The sequence below is a fragment of the Tistrella sp. genome, assembly GCF_002684955.1.
Classification (GTDB): Bacteria; Pseudomonadota; Alphaproteobacteria; order Tistrellales; family Tistrellaceae; genus Tistrella; species Tistrella mobilis.
The window spans coordinates 72,912-94,375 of the sequence record NZ_NYWI01000054.1; the positions used below are offsets into that span (position 1 = coordinate 72,912).

General features: G+C 69.6%; 15 protein-coding genes. 5 read left to right on the forward strand and 10 right to left on the reverse strand.

The window, feature by feature from the left end:
- Positions 1–9 precede the first annotated feature (9 nt).
- The 5 genes from CMO28_RS17910 to CMO28_RS17930 all read right to left on the reverse strand — a co-directional run bounded on the left by CMO28_RS17910 (position 10) and on the right by CMO28_RS17930 (position 10,743).
- Positions 10–1,479 (reverse strand): sigma-54-dependent transcriptional regulator, encoded by a 1,470-nt coding sequence (locus CMO28_RS17910; RefSeq protein ID WP_062767493.1) that lies wholly within the window; start codon positions 1,477–1,479, stop codon positions 10–12.
- Positions 1,480–1,623: 144 nt separating this feature from the next.
- Complete coding sequence (locus CMO28_RS17915; protein ID WP_296715649.1) at positions 1,624–2,334, reverse strand: hypothetical protein; 711 nt, start codon at positions 2,332–2,334, stop codon at positions 1,624–1,626.
- Positions 2,335–2,468: 134 nt separating this feature from the next.
- Positions 2,469–3,674, reverse strand: a complete 1,206-nt coding sequence (locus tag CMO28_RS17920; protein ID WP_296715650.1) for an O-antigen ligase family protein — start codon at positions 3,672–3,674, stop codon at positions 2,469–2,471.
- A gap of 207 nt (positions 3,675–3,881) precedes the next feature.
- A complete protein-coding gene (locus CMO28_RS17925; RefSeq protein ID WP_296715651.1) occupies positions 3,882–4,802 on the reverse strand; it encodes a hypothetical protein in 921 nt (306 codons plus the stop codon).
- A gap of 280 nt (positions 4,803–5,082) precedes the next feature.
- Positions 5,083–10,743 carry a DUF3320 domain-containing protein gene (locus tag CMO28_RS17930; RefSeq protein ID WP_296715652.1) on the reverse strand — a complete coding sequence of 1,887 codons (5,661 nt, stop codon included), beginning with the start codon at positions 10,741–10,743 and terminating at the stop codon, positions 5,083–5,085.
- Between the two features lie 222 nt (positions 10,744–10,965).
- Between CMO28_RS17930 and CMO28_RS17935 the strand changes: the two genes are divergently transcribed.
- Positions 10,966–11,871, forward strand: a complete 906-nt coding sequence (locus tag CMO28_RS17935; protein ID WP_296715653.1) for a LysR substrate-binding domain-containing protein — start codon at positions 10,966–10,968, stop codon at positions 11,869–11,871.
- A 37-nt stretch (positions 11,872–11,908) separates the two neighbouring features.
- Here the strand turns inward: CMO28_RS17935 and CMO28_RS17940 are convergent, their stop codons facing one another.
- From CMO28_RS17940 to CMO28_RS17960, 5 genes are all read right to left on the reverse strand, one after another.
- Positions 11,909–12,655 (reverse strand): IclR family transcriptional regulator, encoded by a 747-nt coding sequence (locus CMO28_RS17940; protein WP_296715654.1) that lies wholly within the window; start codon positions 12,653–12,655, stop codon positions 11,909–11,911.
- Positions 12,656–12,701: 46 nt separating this feature from the next.
- Positions 12,702–13,997 carry a TRAP transporter large permease gene (locus CMO28_RS17945; RefSeq protein ID WP_296715655.1) on the reverse strand — a complete coding sequence of 432 codons (1,296 nt, stop codon included), beginning with the start codon at positions 13,995–13,997 and terminating at the stop codon, positions 12,702–12,704.
- Positions 13,998–14,040: 43 nt separating this feature from the next.
- A complete protein-coding gene (locus CMO28_RS17950; protein ID WP_296715656.1) occupies positions 14,041–14,589 on the reverse strand; it encodes a TRAP transporter small permease in 549 nt (182 codons plus the stop codon).
- Positions 14,590–14,603: 14 nt separating this feature from the next.
- A complete protein-coding gene (dctP, locus tag CMO28_RS17955) occupies positions 14,604–15,650 on the reverse strand; it encodes a TRAP transporter substrate-binding protein DctP (protein ID WP_296715657.1) in 1,047 nt (348 codons plus the stop codon).
- 99 nt (positions 15,651–15,749) lie between these two features.
- Positions 15,750–16,532, reverse strand: a complete 783-nt coding sequence (locus tag CMO28_RS17960) for an enoyl-CoA hydratase/isomerase family protein (RefSeq protein WP_156503088.1) — start codon at positions 16,530–16,532, stop codon at positions 15,750–15,752.
- Between the two features lie 353 nt (positions 16,533–16,885).
- Between CMO28_RS17960 and CMO28_RS17965 the strand changes: the two genes are divergently transcribed.
- From CMO28_RS17965 to CMO28_RS17980, 4 genes are all read left to right on the forward strand, one after another.
- Positions 16,886–17,710 carry an enoyl-CoA hydratase-related protein gene (locus CMO28_RS17965; RefSeq protein WP_296715658.1) on the forward strand — a complete coding sequence of 275 codons (825 nt, stop codon included), beginning with the start codon at positions 16,886–16,888 and terminating at the stop codon, positions 17,708–17,710.
- Between the two features lie 14 nt (positions 17,711–17,724).
- Positions 17,725–18,870, forward strand: a complete 1,146-nt coding sequence (locus CMO28_RS17970) for a CaiB/BaiF CoA transferase family protein (RefSeq protein ID WP_296715659.1) — start codon at positions 17,725–17,727, stop codon at positions 18,868–18,870.
- Positions 18,871–19,130: 260 nt separating this feature from the next.
- Positions 19,131–20,228, forward strand: coding sequence for an ABC transporter substrate-binding protein (locus CMO28_RS17975; protein WP_322111379.1), 1,098 nt, complete (start codon positions 19,131–19,133; stop codon positions 20,226–20,228).
- Between the two features lie 81 nt (positions 20,229–20,309).
- Entirely contained in the window at positions 20,310–21,374 is a 1,065-nt protein-coding gene (locus tag CMO28_RS17980; protein WP_296715661.1) for an ABC transporter ATP-binding protein, read from the forward strand.
- Positions 21,375–21,464 lie beyond the last annotated feature (90 nt).

Genomic DNA, 21,464 nt, shown 5'->3' on the forward strand with positions numbered 1-21,464 from the left:
GCGGCCGGATCAGTGATCGGTCGGCGTCTCCGACCAGGCCTGACGCTTGCGATAGATGGTCGAGGCGCTGATGCCGAGCAGGGCGGCGGCGCGGGGCACGTTGCCGCCACAAAGATCGATCGCGCGTTCGATCGCCATCCGCTCCACCTGCCAGAGCGGCCGGATCTCGCCCTCTGTGCCATAGATGGCGGCGATCTCCGGCTCGCCCGGGTCACCGATCCCGTCCATCTCGTCATCCGCAACCGGTTCGAAATCCAGCTCGGGCGGCGGCGCGCCCGTCGTTGTGGGCCTGAGCGACATCGCCTCGGCCTCGCGCAGCTGGGCGGGCAGCATGTCGAGGGTGAGAACCTCGCCGTCATTCAGCACGACGGCACCGTGAAGCACGTTGTAAAGCTGACGGATATTGCCGGGCCAGCGATAGGCCGCGAGCGCCGCCTCGGCCGCCGCGTCGATCCGGCGGAAGCCCTTGCCTTCCAGGGCCGCCAGATCGTCCAGAAGATGGCGGGCGATCAGACGCACGTCGTCGCCGCGCTGGCGCAGCGGCGGCAGGTGGATCGGCACCACATGCAGACGATAGTACAGATCCTCGCGGAAGCGGCCGGCCTCCACCTCCACCAGCGGGTCGCGATTGGTGGCGGACACGATGCGGATATCGACCCGCTCCGTCACGCCCGAGCCCACCTTCTGGAAGGCGCCCGTCTGCAGGAAGCGCAGCAGCTTGCTCTGCAGCGCCAGGTCCATCTCACAGACTTCGTCCAGAAACAGCGTGCCGCCATGGGCACGGGTCGCAGCACCCTCGCGGTCGGTATGGGCACCGGTGAAGGCGCCGCGCACATGGCCGAAGATCTCGCTTTCCATCAGATCGCGCGGGATGGCGGCGCAGTTGAGCGCGACGAAGGGCCCGCGGGCGCGCGGGCTGCGGGCATGCAGCGCCTCGGCCGCCAGCTCCTTGCCCGTGCCGCTCTCGCCGGTGATGAAGACCGAGGCGCGGCTTTGTGCCGCCCCTTCGATGATGCGGTAGATGCCCTGCATGACCAGCGACCGGCCGATCATGCCGCAATAGGCCTCGCGCTCGCCGATGCTGTCGACCAGCCGGGTAAGCGTGCCCAGCGCCAGCGCGTTGCGCACCGTCACCACCAGGCGCTCGGGCGGGAAAGGCTTCACCAGGAAGTCGTGGGCGCCGGCGCGCATCGCCTCGACCGCCACGTTCACCGAGCCATGGGCCGTCACCACCACCACGTCGCAGCCGCCGCGGCGGCGCAGATCGGCCAGAATGTCGAGCCCGTTGGCGTCCGGCAGGCTGAGATCCAGCAGCACCAGCGCCGGCGGCGTCGCCGCGATCCGCTCGAAAGCGGCTGCCGCCGTCCCCACGGCCACGGCAGGAATGCCGGCGCCACGAAGCTGTTCCGCGTAAAGGCGGGCCAGAAGGGCGTCGTCTTCGATGATCAGAACTTCCGATGCGCTCTCGTCCGCCACCATACCGCCACGTCATCATACTGCCCGATGCGGTGACCATGGGTCCCCCCGGCCACCCGCAAAACAAGGCTAGCAGAAGACCGGGGCGCGGTCAGCGTCCACGACGACACCCGCATCAGGTGTAGGGCGCGCCACATGGCGCCGGTCTCAGTTTCCCGGCGTGTCGAGCACCGGCTCCCGCGCGGTCGCAGCTTGCAGAAGCCCGGGATCCGCGGCCGCCGACAGCTGATCGAGCAGGGCGCGCGCCGGCGCATATCCGCGCGCGACGGCACGGCGGCATCGGGCCACCGCTTCCACCATGTCCGGCGGATCCCCCGCAAGCGCACGCAGCGCCAGGGCGTGATCGGCGGCCCCGTCGCCGGCCCGCGCCGCGCGCAGCAGGCGGGCCCGCGCCGCGGCGGCATCGCCCCCGGCGGCACGGCCGTCGAGCTGCATCAGGGCAAGGCCGGTATCGGCGGCGACGATGCCGGCACGCGCCGCCTGTTCATACAGCATCGCCGCCCGCGCCGGATCTGCCGGCAGAGCCGGGCCTGCACCCTGGTCCAGCAGGCGGGCCAGGTTGAAGGCGGCACGGGCATCGCCGGCATCGGCGGCGCGGCCATACCAGGTGGCAGCCGCCGCCGGATCTGCGTCGCCGCCCTGCCCCTGTTCCGCCATCACCCCCAGGTAAAAGGCGGCACGGACCTCGCCGGCCTCCGCCAGCCGGCCGAACAGGCTGCGGGCGGTGGCATAGTCGCCGGTTTCCCAGGCATGGGCAGCGGTGGCGAAGCCCTGCGGCGGCGTCCAGGCCCAGGCCGCACCAGCCGGCATCATGGCCGCCAGGCCGATCACGACCGCCCTGCGGAGTGCCGTCTGCACCCCACGCCCCTTCACCCTGCCCAGCCTCATGTCACCCCCGATACGCACCCCGTCCGGTGCCAATAGGTACTCTCCCGCGCAGCTACTATTCCGCAAGCGGCGGAGGGGATGCAAGCCGGAGCGGCTCCCGAGGGTCAGCCTGCGCGCGACGGCCGCGGGAGAGCCACCCGGCTCACCATCAATCCGACCAGCGACCAGAAAACCACACCATTCCAGTTGTTGAAGAAGCTGCCATGCGGAACGGCCGGCCAGAGAATCAGCAGGATGCCGAGCCCGGCTCCCACGGCCACCGGATCCATGCGCTGCGGCAGACATGCCGCGACAAAACCACCGATCAACGCCAGGAAGATGACGAGCCCTATGATCCCGTGCTCAGCGAACATCTCGACATATGCATTATGCGGATGGGTCGAGCAGAATTCGAGATATTCAGAATAGTCGGCGCCCTGCAATTTGATGTTGGGAGACCGGATTTCGGGGCAGACATCCCGGAAATTTTTCCCGCCGGCACCGACTACGGGCGACAGTTCGCCAACTTCAACACCGGATTGCCAGAGCAGACCATAGGACGTCGTGGACAGACGCGACAACGTTCCAAGCGTCGAGCCGACCTGGCGGTCGAAGCTTGCAGGGAAGGCGAGGTAGCCTGCCGCCGCGCCGAGAACTGCGACCAGAAGCCCGTACCGCATGAACCGGCGGATAGCTGGCACGGGTACGATCAGAGCCATGATCAGCAGACCAAGCCCTGCCAGCAGAAAGGCGCTCCGTTCGCCCGACAGGAAGATGGCAAGCAGCACCAGAAGCAGCCCGACACCCACCGGGAACAGCCGCCGCAGGGATCCCGCTGCGGCCCAGGCAAGGGCGAAGCCAAGGCAGGGGAACATCGTCTTGGTGAGGAAGATGCCGACCTTGCGGTCATCGAACGGGCCGGTCAGCCGCAGCGGGTGCGAATAGCTCTGGACCACCCTGGTCACCCAGTACCATTCCACCAGCGCCCAGACGGCGCTGAACAGAACGATCGCCAGCAGAACCGCCATATAGCGGTCGCGCCATTTCGGTTCGGTCAGCAACCAGAATCCGAGTGCCGCGGCAAGCATCGGGAATCTGAGAAAGGTGGCCGCGCGCCCGAAAGCTTCCGACACGCTGGCCAGCGCGAAGGGCGCCGTCGCCAGCATGAACACCCAAAGGACGAGCGCCAGCCGGAACCACCACGCCTGAAGCGCAACCCTGTCCCGATCGACGACGACATGGACAAGGAACAGAAGCGCAATCAACGAGGCGCCCACATCGGCCGGCCCCGGCCCCAGGATCATCAACAGGGGCAAGATCAGCGCAATCATGCGTCCCGCGGTCCTGAGACGATCCGGCGCCTGTGCGCCTGCGGAACTCACATCATGTCGGGACAAGGTCATCCTCTCGGGCGAAATCCGGCTGGAGAGATGTGGAAGGCCTTGCCTTATATCCCGGATTCGCCGTCGACGCGACGTTCTGATGGCTCACTTATCCGGGATTTTACCCGGAAGACCCGCTTTATCGGACAGACGCCGTCAGGCGCCCAGCTTGAGATCACCCAGCCCGGCGCCGGCAATGCCCAGCCCGTCCATGGCGGCGAAGCCGAAATGACGCACCTCGCCGCCGACCCAGACTTTCACGCCGGAACGGCTGGCGGCACCGGTTTCGGAGACGACCAGTTCCGCCCGGGCCTGCAGGGCCACCACCGGGGCGTTGAACCGGCCCTGCGCCACGGCAACCGGGCGCAGGCCACCGGCCAGGCCCCGGCGGGCCAGGGTGCCGACCAGGGCCGCCACGGCTTCGGGGCCGGGGGTTTCTTCGGTGCGCCCGGCCAGCGGGTCGAAAAGGCGCGCGATGAAATCGGCCCCGCCCATCTCGCCATGGGCCGGCGCATAGGCCAGCACCGGCGCCTGCTCGTGGGCGGCGCTCCAGGCGGCAAGGCGGGTGAAGGCGGGGCGGATGGCGCCGAGCGTGGCGGCATCCTCGATCGGCACCAGCAGGATGCGGCGGCGGGTCGCGGCCAGCCCGAAGGGCATGTCGCCCGGCACCCGCATCGGCGGCACGCCCAGGGCCGACAGAACTTCGGCCCCGTCGAAATGGCCGACGATTTCATGAGAGAGCGTCGCACGATAGCGCAGCCGGCCATCGGCCTCGCGCAGCACCGGGATCACCCGGCCGCCGGTCTCGAAACGGATCGGGCCGCGGCCGTCGCGGCCGAGCAGAACATGGGCGGCCGCCAGCAGGCCGGGTCCGTCCACCTCCTGGCGCATGCCGTCGCGCCAGACGTCGAGCCGGGCATCGGCCTTGAGCGAGGGGGTCACGGCAACGGCCGTCGTCGCCGGCTCATCCAGCCGGGTCGCAACCTCGCAGGCATTGTCCGCACCCAGGATCACCACCGCAGATACGCCGCCCTGGCCGCTCCGGGCGTAGAGCCGCACACGATGCAATTCCAGCATGGGACCGCTTCCCCTTGTGAGAGCGTGGCGCATTCCGACCGCTGACGCTCGTCCACGAATGCCGTCGCCGCCGTTGATCGCGTTCATTCGACACCCGCTCATAATAGGCAAGAACCAGACCGTGATTTCAACTTTCAATTTAATGGACATGACATGCAGTGCCGGCCGCACGGGCCGTCCGCCGCCTGTCGGCGCCCGCGGAGGGTGTACCATGCCGCGGAAGTCATGGCTGTGATCGAACCATTACAACTTCCGGTCAGATCCCCAGGTCACCGATATGTCACGGCGCCGGCTCGGCCACCACGATCAGCCCGTCGCGCTCCACCAGCCGGCGGCGTTCCGTCAGCCGGCGGATCTCGTCTTCGGTCACCGAGCGCAGCCCGGCACTCAGCGCGCGGAAACCCAGCATCCGGGCCAGCTGGCGCTGCAGCTCTTCGCGGGTGACGCCCAGATTCTCGGCGGCGATCCGCATCAGCCCGGCCTCGATCTCGGCCGGCGGCAGCAGTTCGGGCTTGCGCAGCCCCGCCGAGGTCACGGCACTGCGATCGCGGATGCGTACCGGCTCTCCCGGCAGGCTCAGGAACCAGCCTTCGTCGACCAGATGACGGCGACGGATGGCATAGGATGCCGCCGCCCGCACGGCGGCCTGGATCCGCGCCCCGGCGCGCCCCAGCCCCCAGGCATCGCGCAGCCGCGCCGTCACCTCGTCCAGATGCACCGGCCCTTCGACCTTCACCACCGCCATCACCATCGGCGCCAGCTTTGCCGGCGTCACCTGGTGCAGCTCCATGCCCTGCAGCTCGGCCGGCACTTCGGGGTCCGCCTCGACATAGGCGGGGGTCAGGTGGTCATCCTCGGCCGGCGCCTCGTCCTCGCCGCCTTCCAGGCCCAGCTCCGCGGCCAGCGCCGCGTCTTCGGGCGGCATGGCCGCGGCCGCGGCGGCGCGGCCCTCGTCGCGGGCCTCCAGCATCTCGCGGGCCCGGAGGATGGCCGCCTCCACCGCGGCCAGCTGGCCCTCGGGGCGGGCGAACCAGTCGGCCGACCAGATGCGGTGGATGATCCAGCCATGATCTTCCAGCACCGCCTGGCGCAGCCGGTCGCGGTCGCGGGCCGATCGTGCGGCATGATAGCCGGCCCCGTCGCATTCGATGCCGAGCAGATAGCGGCCGGGCCGGTCGGGATCGACCACCGCCAGATCGATGAAGAAGCCGGCCAGCCCCACCTGTTCGTGGACGAGATGGCCGCGCGCCCTGAGCGCCCGGGCAACCTGTTCCTCGAACACGCTGTCGGCCGGCCGGCCCGACCGGCGGGCGACCTCCAGGCTGCCGGTGCGGGCATAGCGCAGGAAGGTCTTGAGCGCCGCGACGCCGCGGCCGCGCGCCCGCTCCAGATCGATATCCTCGTCGGTGATCGAGGCGAAGACCCGGCAGAGCCGTTTCGCCCGACTGATCAGCACGTTCAGCCTCCGCTCGCCGCCCTCGGCACCGACCGGGCCGAAGCGCATCGCCATATAGCCCTGGGCATTGCGGCCATAGGCGACGGAGATGAAGATCACGTCGCGCTCGTCGCCCTGAACGTTTTCCAGGTTCTTCACGAAGAACGGTTCGGCCGGATGGGCGTTGAAGAAGTCCTCGGTCTCGGGATGGGCCCGGCGCAGGGCTTCCAGCGCATCCAGGATCGCCCGGCGCTGGCGCACCGAGAAGGTGGCGACCCCAAGCGAGCGTTCGGGCGTGGTGCGGGCATGGGCGATCACCGCCTCGGCCACCCGGCGCGCCTCGGCCGGGTTGGTGCCGCTGCCACCGGTCTCGAACACGCCGTCGGTCACATGGACGAAATCGAGCCCCAGCCCGGCCTCCCCCGCATAGGGGCTCGGCACCACATGCAGCCGGTCCTGATAGAATTCATGGTTCGACACCGCGATCAGCGACTGATGCCGGCTGCGATAATGCCAGCGCAGCATGCGCTGCGGCAGGCCGCGGGCGACGCAGAGCCCCAGAATGCTTTCGACATCGGCGATCCGGGTGGTCTCGTCCTCCTCGTCCGCATCCGGCGCATCGGCGGTCATGCGGGCGAAGAAGGCGGTGGGCGGCAGCTGGCGTTCGTCGCCCACCACCACCATCTGCCGGCAGCGGGCGATCGCCCCCAGCGCATCCACCGGCTGGATCTGGCTCGCCTCGTCGACCACCAGCAGGTCGAAGCCGATCCGCCCCGGCTCCAGGAACTGGGCGACCGACAGCGGGCTCATCATGAAGACCGGCTTCAGCGCCTGAACCGCAGGGCCTGCCTGGCTCATCAGCTGGCGGATCGGCATGTGCCGGCGTTTCTTGGCCAGCTCTCCCCTCAGCACGCCCACAGGTCCCAGCCCGTTGACGCGCGGGCGGCTGCGGGCATGTTCGGCCCGCACTTCCGAGCGGGCAAGGTCGATCCGCGCCCGGTCCAGCGCCGCGAAGCTCCGCACCAGCCCGTCCTGGGCGGTACCGTCGAAACCGGCCAGCGCCGGCTCGGCCGTGGTCATCGCCTGCCAGATCGCCTCGAAAGCGGCCATCTCGAAGGCCGGCATCACGCCCGCCCGGTCCAGCCGGCCATCCTCCAGCCGGTCGACCAGCGGCGCCAGGCCGGCGGCACGTGCGGCCCGCGCCGCAGCCAGGATCGCCGCCCAGGCCGGCAGCCCCTCGGGCGCCGCCAGCCAGCCGCGAAGATGGGCCGCCAGCGCATCCAGATCCAGATCCGGGATGCCGGTTTCACCGAACATGGCCCGCGGATCGAAGGCCAGCCTGGACCACAACCCGACCACCTGATCGACGATGCCGTGGCCGGCCTCCACCAGCGCGGCCGTGCGGCCGCGAAGCCCGGCACGATCGGGGGTGGGGGCCGCCAGCGCCCGCAAGTCAGGCTCTGCCGCCAGCCAGGCCGCCGCCCGGGCGATGGCCTCCCAATCCGCCGCCGCCCGGTCGCCGGCCGGCCAGAGCGGCCCGAAAGCGGCGCGGCCGGTGACCGCGGCATCGGCGAGCACGGCCTCGCGCCGGCGCATTTCAAGCAGATCGTCCAGGGCCGCCAGCCGCTCGCCGGCCAGGACGGCCGGGATGGCGAAGGCCGCATCGACCACGGCCTCGGCCGCAACCACCGGCGCCAGGGCGGATGCCGCCAGCGGCGCCCGTTCTCCGCCCAGATCGGTGCCGAGCAGGGCCGGGGCCGCCGGCCCCAGATCCTGGGCCAGTCGGTCCAGATCATCCGCGACCGCTGCAACCGCGGCCCCGAGACGCGCGGCCAGATCGCCCGCAAGCGGCCGGTCGGCACAGGCCGCGGCCGTGCGGCGGGTGGCGGCGTCGCCGGCCGGGCCGTTCACCCAGGCCAGCATCGCCTCCAGCCGCTCGGGCGCGCTGCGGGCCCCGCGCCAGACCGGGCCGAAAGCGGCACGGCCCAGGGCGTCGCCCGCTTCTGCCCTTGCCGCCGCCGCCTGGCCGGCGATCACCCGGTCGAGCAGCTGGATCAGTTCGCCATCTTCGGGCTTCGGCCCGGTCAGGATCGATTTGACCAGCCGGTTCGCCCGCCGCCAGCGGCCGCTGAAGATCCGGAACAGGCTGCCGCCGGTCTCGGCGATCGCCTGGCGGGCCTCGGCCAGCCCGGTCGACCAGGCGGCCTCGGTGACGCGGTCGCCGGCGGCAAGCCGTGCATCATGGGCGGCCCGCACCGCCTCGACCAGATCGGTGAGCGCGGCCCGCTCCGCCTCCCAGCTCCCGGCCGCCAGCTGCTCCGCCGGCAGGTCGGGGGCCGCGGCCACGGCCGCGCCGCAGCGGATCAACGCCCCGGCCTCGCGCAGGGTTTCCGGCGCCGGCAGCCCCAGATGACCGGCAAGACGGCTGCCCGCCTCGATCACCGCCGGCAGCGCCGCCACCACCCGGGCCAGCCGGTCGCGGGCGGCCGCATCGAAGCCTGCGGGCAAGACCGCCAGCCGGTCACGGGCCGTCTGAAGATCGGCGGTCGCCAGCCCGTCCGCCGCGGGGGCAAGCCCCGGCCGCAGCCGTGCGGCCTGATCGCGAAGCGCAAGCCCGGTCTCGACCAGCACCGCCACATCATCCGCGGCCACCGACCAGACCGGGTCCAGGAACACCGCGGGCGGCAGATCCGGTGCAGCAGCCAGCCGCTCGGCCCGGGCCAGCAGCCGGCTGCTGCCGTCCAGCGTGGCGGGGGCCGGTAGGTCCAGCAGGCCCGCCACCACCTCCGCCTCGGCACGCCAGCCGGCGAGCCCGCGCTCCAGCGCCGCAATCTCGGCCAGCCGGCGGTCGGCATCCAGCGGGCTGATCGCATCCAGCCCCACCCCGCGCCAGGGATGGGATGCGGGCGGGCCCTCCGCCTCGATCCGGCGGGCCAGGTCGTCCAGCGTCGCGGCCAGGGCCGTGCGCTCGGGCGCCGTCCAGCCGGGGGCGGCCTCGGCCAGATCGAAATCGGCCGGCGCCACACCGGCCGCGCGCAGGCGCACCAGCTCGCCGATCACCTGGTAGGGCGAAAGCCCGGTCGGCTCCAGCGCGCGATGCAGCCGTTCGGCATGGGCGTTCAGCTGCGCCCGGCTGCGGCCCAGGCGATGGAACAGGGTCTCGTCATCGCCGATCCGGGGCGTGCCCAGCTCCCAGCTGCGCTTCAGATCCTCCAGCACCGCCCGTTTTGTCGCCTTGTGGCTGTGCAGTTCCAGGCAGACCTCGCCCACGCCGGCCTGATCCAGCCGGCGCTTCACCACCTCCATCGCCGCCATTTTCTCGGCCACGAACAGCACGGTCTTGCCGTCGGCGACCGCGGCGGCGATGACATTGGCGATGGTCTGCGACTTGCCGGTGCCCGGCGGACCCTGGATCACCAGGTCGCGGCCGCGCCGCGCCTCGTGGATCGCCAGCGTCTGCGAGGCGTCGGCATCGACGATATGCACCAGATCCTCGGGCCCGATCAGCGGATCGACCGGCACGTCCTCGTCGAAATCGACATCCTCGACCCCGAACCCCTCGTCCAGCAGGCCGCGGATCAGCGGCCGGTCGGTCAGCGGCGCATCCGCGGGCCAGACCGCCGGATCCAGGTCGCGATACATCAGGAATTTGGAGAACGAGAAGAAGCCCAGGATCACCTCGTCGGGCCGGACCTCCCAGCCCTTGCGGCCGTGAACCGCCTCGGCGACCGCCGCGACATAGGCCGTGAACGGATCGGTCTCGCCCTCGGCTTCCGCGTCGAAGGCCGGCAGGGGGATGCCGTGTTCGCGGTCCAGGAAGGCTTCGAGCGACAGGTTGGTCGCGACGTCCTCGGGCCGTGCCGCCAGGCGGAAACGCTCGGTGGCGCTGCCGCGCTCCAGCTGCACCGGCACCAGCACCAGCGGCGCCCGGCGCAGCTGGCCGCCCGCGGCGGGGTCGGTCCAGACCAGCGTGCCCAGCGCCAGGAACAGGATGTTGACGCCCTGCTCTTCCTCCAGCGTGCGCGCATCCAGATGCAGGTCCAGCAGACGACGCTGCAGCCCTTCCGAGCCGAGACGGGTCTGGAGCTTGGTGTCGGTGTGGCGCGCGACCAGCCCCCGCGCATCCACCGCCTCGTCCTCGGGCTGCGCCAGGGCCGGGGTGTCGCCGGCTGCAGCACCCCCCTCTTCCACCTTCTCCTCTTCGGTCTCGCGGCCGGGCAGGAAGGTGAAGCGCCGCCCCTCGCCCACCAGCAGCCGGTAGATTTCGGCCCCACGCTCGTCGACGATGTCGAGCATGCGGCTGCGCCGGGCCTGAGGCAGGTTCAGCAGGCGATTGCGCGCCGAGAGATCGAGCAGTTCCATCCGCGCCCGATCGAGCTTCGTCGCCAGCGGCAGGCTGCCCCGGAAGACCGACGCCTCGTCTGAGGCGGGCGAGGTGGGGGCGCCCTCGGGGACGGGAGCAACCTGGGGGATGGGCTCGTTCTCGGGGGACACCGTTTCGCTCATCTCCGCTCACCATCCGAGGGGGAAGGGAACCGCGGACGGGCCGCGGCGGGGCTCGGCTCAAGCTGTAGAAGGAGCGCCGGGAAATTTCAACGCTTCAGCGGGTTCCCGGTCAACGCCCGGCGCATCCCCGGCCGACGGACCGCGCGCCGGTCTTCCCATCCCGCATCGCCCCGCGTCATGATGTCCGGGCCCGTCGCACCGCCCCCCGGGAGCCCGACCCGCATGGCCTTCTCGCTGCGCCAGCTGCAGTATTTCGTCGCGATCGTCGAGCGCGGCAGCATCTCCTCCGCCGCCCAGGCGCTGTCGATCTCGCAATCGACGGTGACCGAGGCGCTGCGCGGGCTGGAGATCGATCTGGGGTTTCCGCTGGTCGAACGCCATGCCCGCGGCGTGGCCCCCACGCTCAAGGGCCATCAGTTCCTGGCCCATGCCCGGCGCATCCTGGCCGATGTCGCCGATGCCCGGCGCGCGATCCGCGGCGAGAGCGCCGTGCTGAAGGGCCGGCTGGCGCTGGGGGTCACGCCGCTGGTGGCGGGCTATGTTCTCGCCGACCTGCTCGCCCGCTTCCGCCGCGCCTTCCCCGATGTCGATGTCCAGACGGTCGAGGACAATGGCGACTATCTTGAACATCTGCTGGTCGGCGGCGAACTCGACGTGGCGGGGATGGTGCTGGCGCCCGGGCGCAGCAGCTCCGCCCTGCAGATCGAGGTGGTGGAGATTTCGCCCTATCGGGTCTGGCTGCCGCTCGGCCATGCCGCCACCGCCGAAGAGCGGGGCAGCCTGCGCGACCTCGCGACCGAACCCCATGTGCTGCTCACCATCGACGAGATCGCCGAGGCCTCGGAAGTGGTCTGGCGTCGGCTCGGCATCCGCCCGCCGGTCGCCTTCCGCACCCGCTCGGTGGAGGCGGTGCGCAGCCTGGTCGCCACCGGCACCGGCGTCGCGATCCTGCCCGACCTCACCTACCGGCCCTGGTCGCTGGAAGGCGCCAAGATCGAAGCGCGGGGCGTGGCCGAGGATCTGCCCGCCATCCAGGTCGCCACCGCCTGGCGCCGCGGATCGCCGCTGTCTGCCGCCGCCGCCGGTTTCGTCTCGGTGGCCGCAACCCGACAGGCCGCCCGGCGATAGGCGGGGCACGGGCAGAGGCATGGGCAGGGGCCGGGCGTCATCCGGGCAGAAAGCGGGGGATCGCCTCGCGCAGCAGGGCCAGGATCATGTCGTGCTTCTCTTCCAGCCGGTCGACCGGGCCGCCGACGCCGACCGTGAAGCGGCGGCCATAGCTCTGCGGCGGCAGCAGCATGCCGATCACGCCCGCACCCTGGGTGACGGTGTGGCGGGAATAGACATGGCCCAGCTGGCGGACCTCGGTCACCGGCACCATCAGCTCGTCCAGCGTCATCCGTCGGGCGGGGTCGTCTTCCTCGATATTCACCCGCCTGAGCAGTTTGTCGATCTCGGCATCGGGCATGGCGCTCAGCAGCAGCCAGCCGAAGCCGGACCGGGTCATGGACCGCACCGTTCCCGGCCGCACCCGGTATTGCAGACCCTCGCGCGAATAGAGCACGTGGACATACTGCATGTAGATGTCGGACTGGGTGCCGAGGCTGACCATCTCGCCGGTCATCTCGTTCAGATACTGCATCAGCCTCAGGATCCGGCCCTCGCCGAACAGCGAGGCCTGGATCCAGTCGCCGAGCATGGCGACCCGCATGGTCGGCATATAGGTGCGCGTCGGCCGGTTGAAATCGACATAGCCCAGCTGCAACAGGCTCTTGAGCAGGGCGGCGGTGCTGGACACCGGATAGCCGAAATGGGCCGAGACCTCGCGCAGCGTCAGCGGCCGCTTCACCTCGTCGAAGTATTCCAGCACCTCGAAGACCCGCCGGGCGGTCTTGATCGCGGCCGTCGACATGATCCGTCGTCTCCTTCCCTGGTCACCCTGCCCCGGATGTCTGGCGTCACGGACCGTACCACCAGCCGGGCAGGCCGAGCGAGAGCGCCGGGAACAGCAGCAGAAGCAGCAGGACGATCATGTCGCCGACCAGCAACCGCCACACGCCCGAGAAGGTCTTCTCCAGCGGCGCATCGGCCGAGGCCGAGACCACGAAACTGTTGAGCCCGAGCGGTGGCGTGACCAGGCCGATCTCGGAGGTCTTGGTCAGCACGATGCCCCACCAGATCGGGTCGTAGCCAAGACCGACCACCAGCGGGAAGGTCAGCGGCAGGGTCAGCAGCATCACCGCCAGCTGGTCCAGAAAACAGCCGAGGATCAGATAGATCACGATCAGGATCGCGATGATCGCCCAGCCGGGAATGTTCAGCGCCACGATCGTTTCCAGCAGATCCTGGGGCAGCCGGGTGATGGCGAGGTATTTCCCGAAGATCATCGCGCCGATGATGATGGTGAAGATCAGCGCGGTGCTGCGGATCGAGGCGCGAAAGGCGGCGAGCATGCCCTCCCCGCGCAGCCCCCCGAACGCGACGCTGATCACCAGCGCCGCCAGCGCACCGATCGCCGCCGCCTCGGTCGGCGTCGCGGCCCCGGAATAGATCGAGCCCGCGACGAACACCACCAGCAGCATCGCCGGGCCGATCGCGGTCAGGCTGCGCAGCCGCTCCGGCCAGGCGGTCCTCACCACCTGGGGCGCGATCGTGGGGTCCCGGCGCACCCAGATCATGATCGAGATCACGAAGCCGGTGGCGGAGAGCAGGCCGGGCACGATACCGGCCACGAACAGCCGGCCGATCGAGCTTTCGGTCAGGATGCCGTAGATGATCAGCCCCAGGCTGGGCGGGATCATGATCGCGAGCGTGCCGGCGATGGCGACCGTGCCGAGCGACAGCCGGTCGTCATAGCCGAAGCGCCGCATCTCGGGGATCGAGATCCGCGCCATCGCCGCCGCGGCGGCCGTGCTGGAGCCGCTGAGGGCGGCGAAACCGGCATTGGCACCCACCGCCGCCAGCGCCAGCCCGCCGCGCAGATGGCCGACGAAGGCATAGGCGCAGCGGAACATCGCCTGCACCACCGTGCCGCGGGCCAGCAGCTCCGCCATCAGGATGAACAGCGGAATGGTGGTCAGCAGAAACGACGAGGCATGGCGGTAGGGCTCGGCCCTGAGGATGCCGAGCAGGGGCATCCAGCCGGCATTGATCCAGATGCCGGCGGCGCCGGCGACGATCAGCGAGAAGCCGATCGGCATGCCCAGAACCAGGGTCACCAGGAACAGGACGATCGGAAAGGCGGTGTCGAACATGGGGGCGATATCCCGTGCGGCAGGGGCCTGGCTGTGCCCGCCCTCAATGGATGGCGCTGCCGGTCTCGTCGGAGACGTCCTCGTCGGGACCCTCGCCCGCGATCAGGCATCGCAGAAGCTGCAGCGCCATGCGCAGCCAGAGCAGGATCACCCCGGCGGCGACCAGCACCCAGGACGGCCAGACCGGCATCGGCACCTGGCTGAACGGGAAGGGCGTCGCGATCACCCGGTCGCGGATCAGATTGGTCGAGACCTGTTCCACCGCCATCCAGCCGATGCCGGTGACGGCGGCGAGCGTCGCCGCCAGAAACACGGCCTCCAGCAGGCGGCGGACCGGCCGCGGGAAATTGCGCGAGACGAAGCTCACCGCGACATGGCCGCGTCTGGCCTGCAGCTGGGCGATGCCGAGGAAGACCACGCCGACCATCAGATAGAACTCGACGAATTCATGCGTGCCGAAGACCGGGGCCGCGAAGAGATAGCGGCCGCCGGCATCCATGGTGATGATCAGCATCATGATCGCGAGCAGCACGATGGCGACGTATTCAAACAGGGTCTCCAGCCGGCCGATCAGATGGTCGAGCGTGTCCAAACCCCCGCCCTCCCTCAGGCCCGGGCGTGTTTCTTGAGCGCCGCGACCCAGGCATCGACCACGCGCCGTGCCGGCAGGTTGCGGGTCTCGTACAGCTCCGCCCATTTCTGCCGGATCGGCGTCAGCCGCCGGGTGGTCTCGTCGATCACCTCGGGCGCCAGATCGTAGACCTCGATCCCCTGCTTGCGGAATTCGGTCCGCCAGGTATCGGACTGCCGCGAAATGGTGTCGCCCTCGAAGCGGATCAGGTCGCGGCCGACCTTGTCGAACACGGCCTGGATATCGGGCGGCAGATCGTCCCAAAGGTCGCGGTTCATCGCGTAATAGCTGTTGAACACGCCGAGATTGAGGTTGTCGGTGCTGTAGCGCACCAGATCGTTCAGCTTGTAGGAATGGATGCTCGGGATGTGGAAGACGGTGCCGTCCAGCGTGCCGTTCTGCATGGCGTTGTAGATCTCGGGCGGCGTGACCGTCACCGGAATGCCGCCGAGCGCCGTGATCGCCTGCTGCTGGACATTGCCGCCGACCCGGATCTTCTGACCGGACAGGTCGTCCAGGGTCACGATTTTGCGGCTGACCATGTGCAGATTGTAGGCCTCGGTCGACGACGCCCTGAGCGCCCGGATGCCGGCATCCCTGAATTCCACCTCGTCCAGAATGCCCAGGCCGATCTCGTAATAGGCGGCTTCAAGCGCGTAGATATCGGCCTTGATCTCGGGGATCGGCAGGCTGCCCACCGTCGCCATCGGCAGCTTCTCGGAAAAGTACTGCGCAGGGATATAGGCGACGTCGGCGATGCGGGTCTGCACCGCATCCAGCAGATCGCGGGCGCTGGCCAGCTGTTCGGCCGGGTAGTGCTCGAACCTGATCCGGCCCTCGGTCCCGTCCTCGATCTGCTTGATCCAGTGCTTGATGATCGGCATCGAGTAATGGGTGGTCGGCAGCGAATCCGCCAGTTTCAGGGTGATCGGCTTTGCCGCACGGGCAATCCACGGCATGCCGAAACTGCCGGCGGCCGCGCCTGCGGCGGCAAGCTTCACGAAACTGCGGCGATTGATCATCCGTTGTCCTCCCTTGTCTGATGCTGGGCGCGCAAGGATCCTGCCGCCGCGATCTTGAGCGTCGCGTGGCGCCGGCAGATCCGGGTGAGCTGTCTTCGGTCAGCGGGCGACGAAGCGGCCCGGGCGGCGTTCGGCGACGGCGCGGATGCCCTCGCGATGGTCTTCCGTCCGGGCGAGCCATTTCTGTTCGACGAATTCGTGATCGGTCTGGGCCTGCACCGCATCGGCCAATCCCCGGCGCAGGGTGGCGCGGGTCGACTGAACCGCAAGCGGCGCGCCCTCGGCGATCTCCTGCGCCAGGGCCATCGCCTCGGCGCGCAGCCGCCCGGCCGGGACCAGCAGATCGACCAGGCCGACGGCCGCGGCCTCCTCTCCGGTCAGGCGCCGCCCGGTCATGAACATCCACTGCGCCTTCTGGACACCGATCACCCGCGGCAGGGTGTGGGTCAGCCCGAAGCCCGGATGAATGCCCAGCTTGACGAAATTCGCGCCGAAGCGCGCTTCGGGGGCCGCGACCCGGAAATCGGCCACCAGCGACAGGCCGAGCCCGCCGCCGATGGCCGGCCCCTGCACCGCGGCAACGATCGGCTTGCGGTTGTGGAACAGGCGCACCGCCTCGGAATAGAGCGGATTGCGGTCTTCAACCGCCCCGGCCAGTTCGGCCGGGCGGCGCTGGAAATCGGCGCCGGCGCAGAAGGCCTTGCCCTCGGAGGCGAGCAGGATGGCGCGGCAGTCGCTGTCCTCGTCCAGCGCCTCGACCAGGCTCGACAGATCGCGGATCAGATCGAGATCGAAGAAATTGTTCGGGGGACGCCGGATCTCGAGGACCGTGACATGGCCGTCGGTCGAGACGTGGACGTCTCCCTTCTGCGTGATCGACATGGTTCGGACTGCCCGTTTTTTTGCCGGCGGATCATCGGTGTCTCCGGCAGATGGCCGGCGGGTCCGCCTCATTCTTCGGCGACTGCAGAGCATCATGCTCCGGCGTTCCTCCCGCCTTGCAGCGTCCGAAGTATAGGCAGAAGGGCTGCAGGCCGGCGACCGTTTCGCAGATGTGTTTTGTTTTTCCATATACATGTCTGTTCGTCCACATATGTGGACGATCGGGCGGTCCGGGTCGCGGCCGGATTCACATATGTGTATCTGATCTCCACAAGCCTGAACCGTCTTCCGCACCCTGCCGGCCGCTGTTATCCAGAAAAGGCCAGGACACGCGACAGGACGGGGAGAACGGCATGGCCGACGCAGCGGAAACGGGCACCGACGCCGAGGTGCTCTATACGGTGACCGGGCGGGTTGCGACGCTCACCCTCAACCGTCCCGACAAGATGAATGCCTGGACGCCGCGCATGGAGGCCGAATTCCGCGCGGCCATGGAGCGTGCCGTCGCCGACGAGGCGGTGCGGGCGATCATGGTCACCGGCGCCGGCCGCGGCTTCTGCGCCGGGGCCGATATGGGCCGGCTGACGCCGGCGGCACCGGGAGAGGCCAAGCCGGCGCCGGCCGCCGCCCGCGACTACACGCCCGACAATTTCGGCCAGCGCTATTCCTGGCTGCTCGACGTGCCGAAGCCGATCGTGGCCGCGATCAACGGTGCTGCGGCCGGGGTCGGGCTCTGCATCACGCTCTATTGCGACCTGCGCTACATGGTCGAGGATGCAAAGCTCACCACCGCCTTCGCCCGCCGCGGGCTGATCGCGGAACACGGCTCGGCCTGGATCCTGCCCCGGCTGATCGGGCCGATGGCCGCCGCCGATCTGCTGCTGTCGGGCCGCGTGCTGACCGGGCGCGAAGCGGCGGCGCTGGGCCTGGTCAGGGCGCTGCCGGCCGAAGGCTTCGTCGAGGCCGTCCATGCCGTCGCGGCCGAACTTGCCGAGCTTTCCTCGCCGCGCTCGATGCGGATCATCAAGCGGCAGCTTTATGCCGGGCTGTTCCAGGACCTCGCCACCGCCACCCATCTTGCCGATTCGGAACAGGTGAAGTGCTTCGCGACCGAGGATTTCCGTGAAGGCGTCGCCCATTTCGTCGAACGCCGCGCCCCGGCCTTCACCGGCCACTGAAGGAGCCCGCCCCCATGCTGCCTCCGGCCACGCCACTGCCCCTCGCCGGGGTCCGGGTGATCGAGATTGCCCAGAACCTGGCCGGCCCCCATGCCGGCGAAATCCTGGCCACCCTCGGCGCCGATGTGATCAAGGTGGAACGCCCCGAAGGCGGCGACGATGCCCGCGGCTGGGGGCCCCCCTTCGCCGGCGACACCGCCGTCACCTTCCACGCCATGAACCGCAACAAGCGCGGCATCACGCTGGATCTCAAACATCCGGCGGGTCTGGCCGAGTTGCGCCGGCTGCTGGCCGATGCCGACATCCTGGTCCAGAACATGCGCCCCGGCATGATGGACCAGATGGGGCTGGATGCGGACAGCCTGGCCGCGATCAACCCGCGGCTCATCTACTGCTCGCTCTGGGCCTTCGGTGCCCGGGGGCCGATGCGGCTGACGCCCGGCTACGAGCCGATCGTCCAGGCCTTTGCCGGCATTTTCAGCATCAACGGCACGCCCGACGGGCCGCCGTCGCGGGTCGGCATGCAGGTGCTCGATCTGGGCACGGGGGTCTGGGCGGCGCTCGGCTGCCTGGCCGCCCTGCTTCAGCGCGGGCAGACCGGGCGGGGCACCACGGTCGATGTCTCGTTGCTTGAAACCGCCATGGGCTGGCTGTCGATCTATTTCGCCGCCTTCAAGGTGACCGGCCGCCAGCCCCAGCGCCATGCCAGCGGCAATCCCAATGTCGTTGTCTTCCAGTCGCTGCCCACCGCCGACGGCGAGATCGTGGTCGCGGCCGCCAATGACCGGCTGTTCGCAAAGCTCGCCCGCACGGTGGGCCGCCCCGACTGGGCCACGGATCCGCGCTATGCCAGCAACGGCCTCAGGGTCGCCAACAAGGCGGTGCTGCTGCCCGAGCTGGAGGCGATCATGCGCACCCGCAGCAAGGCGGACTGGGCCGAACGGCTGGAGGCCGCCGGCATCCCCTGCGCCCCGATCAACAGCCTCGCCGACATCGCGGCCGATGCCCAGCTCGCCGCCCTCGACATCGTGGAGACCATCCCCGAGGCCGGGCTTAAGGTGGTGGGCCTGCCGCTCTCGCTCGGCGGTGAACGGCCGGGCATTCATCGCCGTGCGCCCCGGCTGGGGGAGCACAATGCCGACATCCTCGGCCACGACTGACCCGTTCCCGGACGCCTGATCCAGGGCATCGGTTTTTCCGATGGAAACCCAACGATGCTTTGGTGTGGCGCAGCGGAGCCACACGCGCGCAGACTTGTTCCCGGACATCGGACCGCGGGGAGACGGCGGCAGGGCAGTGGCCCGGCGCCGTGCGGCCGGCTTGCACCGTCAGGGAGAGTTCCATGCGCATCAAGAGGTTGGTCGCGGGGGCCGTGGGCACCGCTTTGGCCGCGGGTCAGATCGCAGGCGCCGGCGCCGCCATGTCGGCCGAGATGATGAAGGCCCTGGGCCCGGGGGAAGGCCGCGTCGATATCGTCGCCTGGCCGGGCTATATCGAACGCGGCGACACCGATAAGAATTACGACTGGGTGACCGGGTTCGAAGAGAAGACCGGCTGCAAGGTCAATGTGAAGACCGCCGGCACCTCGGACGAGATGGTGGCGCTGATGAACGAGGGCGGTTTCGACCTCGTCACCGCCTCGGGCGATGCCAGCCTGCGGCTGATCGCAGGCAAGAAGGTCCAGCCGATCAACACCGACCTGATCCCGAGCTGGGGCACCGTCGACGACCGGCTGAAGAGCGCTCCCTGGCACACGGTCGGCGGGGTGCATTACGGCACACCCTATCAGTGGGGCTCCAACGTCCTGATGTATTCGACCGAGGTGTTCAAAGAAGCCCCCACCTCGTGGAAGGTGGTCTTCGAAGAGACCACCCTGCCCGACGGCAAGTCGAACAAGGGCCGTATCCAGGCCTTCGATGGCCCCATCTACATCGCCGACGCAGCCCTTTATCTCAAGGCCCACAAGCCGGAACTGGGGATCAAGGACCCGTATGAGCTGACCGAGGCCCAGTACAAGGCGGCGCTCGACCTGCTGCGCGGCCAGCGCCAGATCGTGCACCGCTACTGGCATGACGCCATGGTCCAGATCGACGACTTCACCAATGAGGGCGTCATCGCCTCGTCCTCCTGGCCGTTCCAGGTCAACCTGCTCAAGGCCGAGAACAAGCCGATCGCCTCGACCATCCCTGAAGAAGGCGCCACCGGCTGGGCCGACACCACCATGATGCATGCCGAAGCGGAGCATCCGAACTGCGCCTATATGTGGATGGAGCATTCGCTCTCGCCCAAGGTCCAGGGCGATCTGGCCGCCTGGTTCGGCTCGGTGCCCGCGGTGCCGGCCGCCTGCACGGGCAATGCGTTGCTGGGCGACGAGGGCTGCGCCACCAACGGCATGGGCAATTTCGACCGGATCAGCTTCTGGCGCACCCCGGTCTCGAAATGCGAAAGCCAGGCCGAAGGCTGCGTGCCCTATTACCGCTGGGTGTCCGACTATATCGCGGTGCTGGGCGGCCGCTGACAGCGGCCCTCGCGAAGGCACGGTCATATCGCCGTGCCTTCACCGCCATCCCCCGCGCCCTTCCGAACAGCTGAATGGCACATGTTCACGATGCCCTCTTCTTCCGACAGCTCGGCCGCCGGGGCCGGTCCGGCCGTCACGGCCGTGCGCTTCGCCAGGGTCTCGCGCCATTTCGGGCCGGTGCGCGCGGTGGATGCGGTCGATCTCGAGGTCGGCGCGGGCGAATTCTTCGCCATGCTCGGCCCCTCGGGATCGGGCAAGACCACCTGCCTCAGACTGATCGCCGGGTTCGAGCAGCCGACCTCCGGCCATATCGAGATTTTCGGCGAGACGGCCGAAGGCGTGCCGCCCTATGCCCGGGCGGTCAACACCGTCTTCCAGGACTACGCCCTCTTCCCGCATCTCTCGGTGCTCGACAATGTCGCCTACGGGCTGAAGATGCGCGGCATCGACCGCCGCCGCCGCCGCGACAGCGCCGCCCGGGCCCTGGCTCTGGTGCGTCTCGACGGCTTCGGCGACCGCCGGCCGGCCCAGCTGTCGGGCGGTCAGCGTCAGCGCGTGGCGCTGGCCCGGGCGCTGGTGCTGGAGCCCAAGGTGCTGCTGCTCGACGAGCCTTTGGGCGCCCTCGACCTCAAGCTGCGCGAAGAGATGCAGGTGGAGCTGAAGGCCCTGCAGCGCCGGCTGGGTCTCACCTTCGTCTTCGTGACCCATGATCAGGGCGAGGCGCTGTCGATGGCCGACCGGGTCGCCGTCTTCGATCAGGGCCGCATCGTTCAGGTCGACACGCCCGAGGCGATTTACGAACGCCCGCGCACCCGCTTCGTCGCGGGCTTCGTGGGGGCCGCCAATGTGCTGGAGCCGGCAACCGTCGGGGCCGCCGGCGGCCCCGCCCGGCTCGCCTCGCTCCGCCCGGAAAAGATCGAGGTCCTGGCCGGCGCCGCCCCCGTGCCCCCGGGCCGGATGGCGCTGCCGGGCGTGCTCACCGACATCCTCTATCAGGGGCCCGTGCGCCGGTTGAGCGTGCGCACCGATGCGGGCCCCGTACTCGCCGCCGCCGTGCCCGCCGGCCGGGCGGTTCCCGCAACCGGCAGCCGGGTCACCCTCGCCTTCGATCCCGCGGCGCTGGCGCCGATGGAGGAGGCATGAGATACCGTCACGCTGAGCAAGCGCTTTTTTCAGTCGGCGAGCTTTGGCACGAAGGGTTTTCGAGCCTTGGCGACGGCGTAGACGGCGACG

Excerpts from the sequence above, each read along its gene's own strand:
- CMO28_RS17945 (WP_296715655.1), bottom strand. The coding sequence starts at position 13,997 with ATGTTCGACACCGCCTTTCCGATCGTCCTGTTCCTGGTGACCCTGGTT.
- CMO28_RS17910 (WP_062767493.1), bottom strand. The coding sequence starts at position 1,479 with ATGGTGGCGGACGAGAGCGCATCGGAAGTTCTGATCATCGAAGACGAC.
- CMO28_RS17925 (WP_296715651.1), bottom strand. The coding sequence starts at position 4,802 with ATGCTGGAATTGCATCGTGTGCGGCTCTACGCCCGGAGCGGCCAGGGC.
- dctP (WP_296715657.1), bottom strand. The coding sequence starts at position 15,650 with ATGATCAATCGCCGCAGTTTCGTGAAGCTTGCCGCCGCAGGCGCGGCC.
- CMO28_RS17975 (WP_322111379.1), top strand. The coding sequence starts at position 19,131 with ATGTCGGCCGAGATGATGAAGGCCCTGGGCCCGGGGGAAGGCCGCGTC.
- CMO28_RS17930 (WP_296715652.1), bottom strand. The coding sequence starts at position 10,743 with ATGAGCGAAACGGTGTCCCCCGAGAACGAGCCCATCCCCCAGGTTGCT.
- CMO28_RS17935 (WP_296715653.1), top strand. The coding sequence starts at position 10,966 with ATGGCCTTCTCGCTGCGCCAGCTGCAGTATTTCGTCGCGATCGTCGAG.
- CMO28_RS17920 (WP_296715650.1), bottom strand. The coding sequence starts at position 3,674 with ATGATTGCGCTGATCTTGCCCCTGTTGATGATCCTGGGGCCGGGGCCG.
- CMO28_RS17940 (WP_296715654.1), bottom strand. The coding sequence starts at position 12,655 with ATGTCGACGGCCGCGATCAAGACCGCCCGGCGGGTCTTCGAGGTGCTG.
- CMO28_RS17980 (WP_296715661.1), top strand. The coding sequence starts at position 20,310 with ATGTTCACGATGCCCTCTTCTTCCGACAGCTCGGCCGCCGGGGCCGGT.
- CMO28_RS17970 (WP_296715659.1), top strand. The coding sequence starts at position 17,725 with ATGCTGCCTCCGGCCACGCCACTGCCCCTCGCCGGGGTCCGGGTGATC.
- CMO28_RS17960 (WP_156503088.1), bottom strand. The coding sequence starts at position 16,532 with ATGTCGATCACGCAGAAGGGAGACGTCCACGTCTCGACCGACGGCCAT.
- CMO28_RS17965 (WP_296715658.1), top strand. The coding sequence starts at position 16,886 with ATGGCCGACGCAGCGGAAACGGGCACCGACGCCGAGGTGCTCTATACG.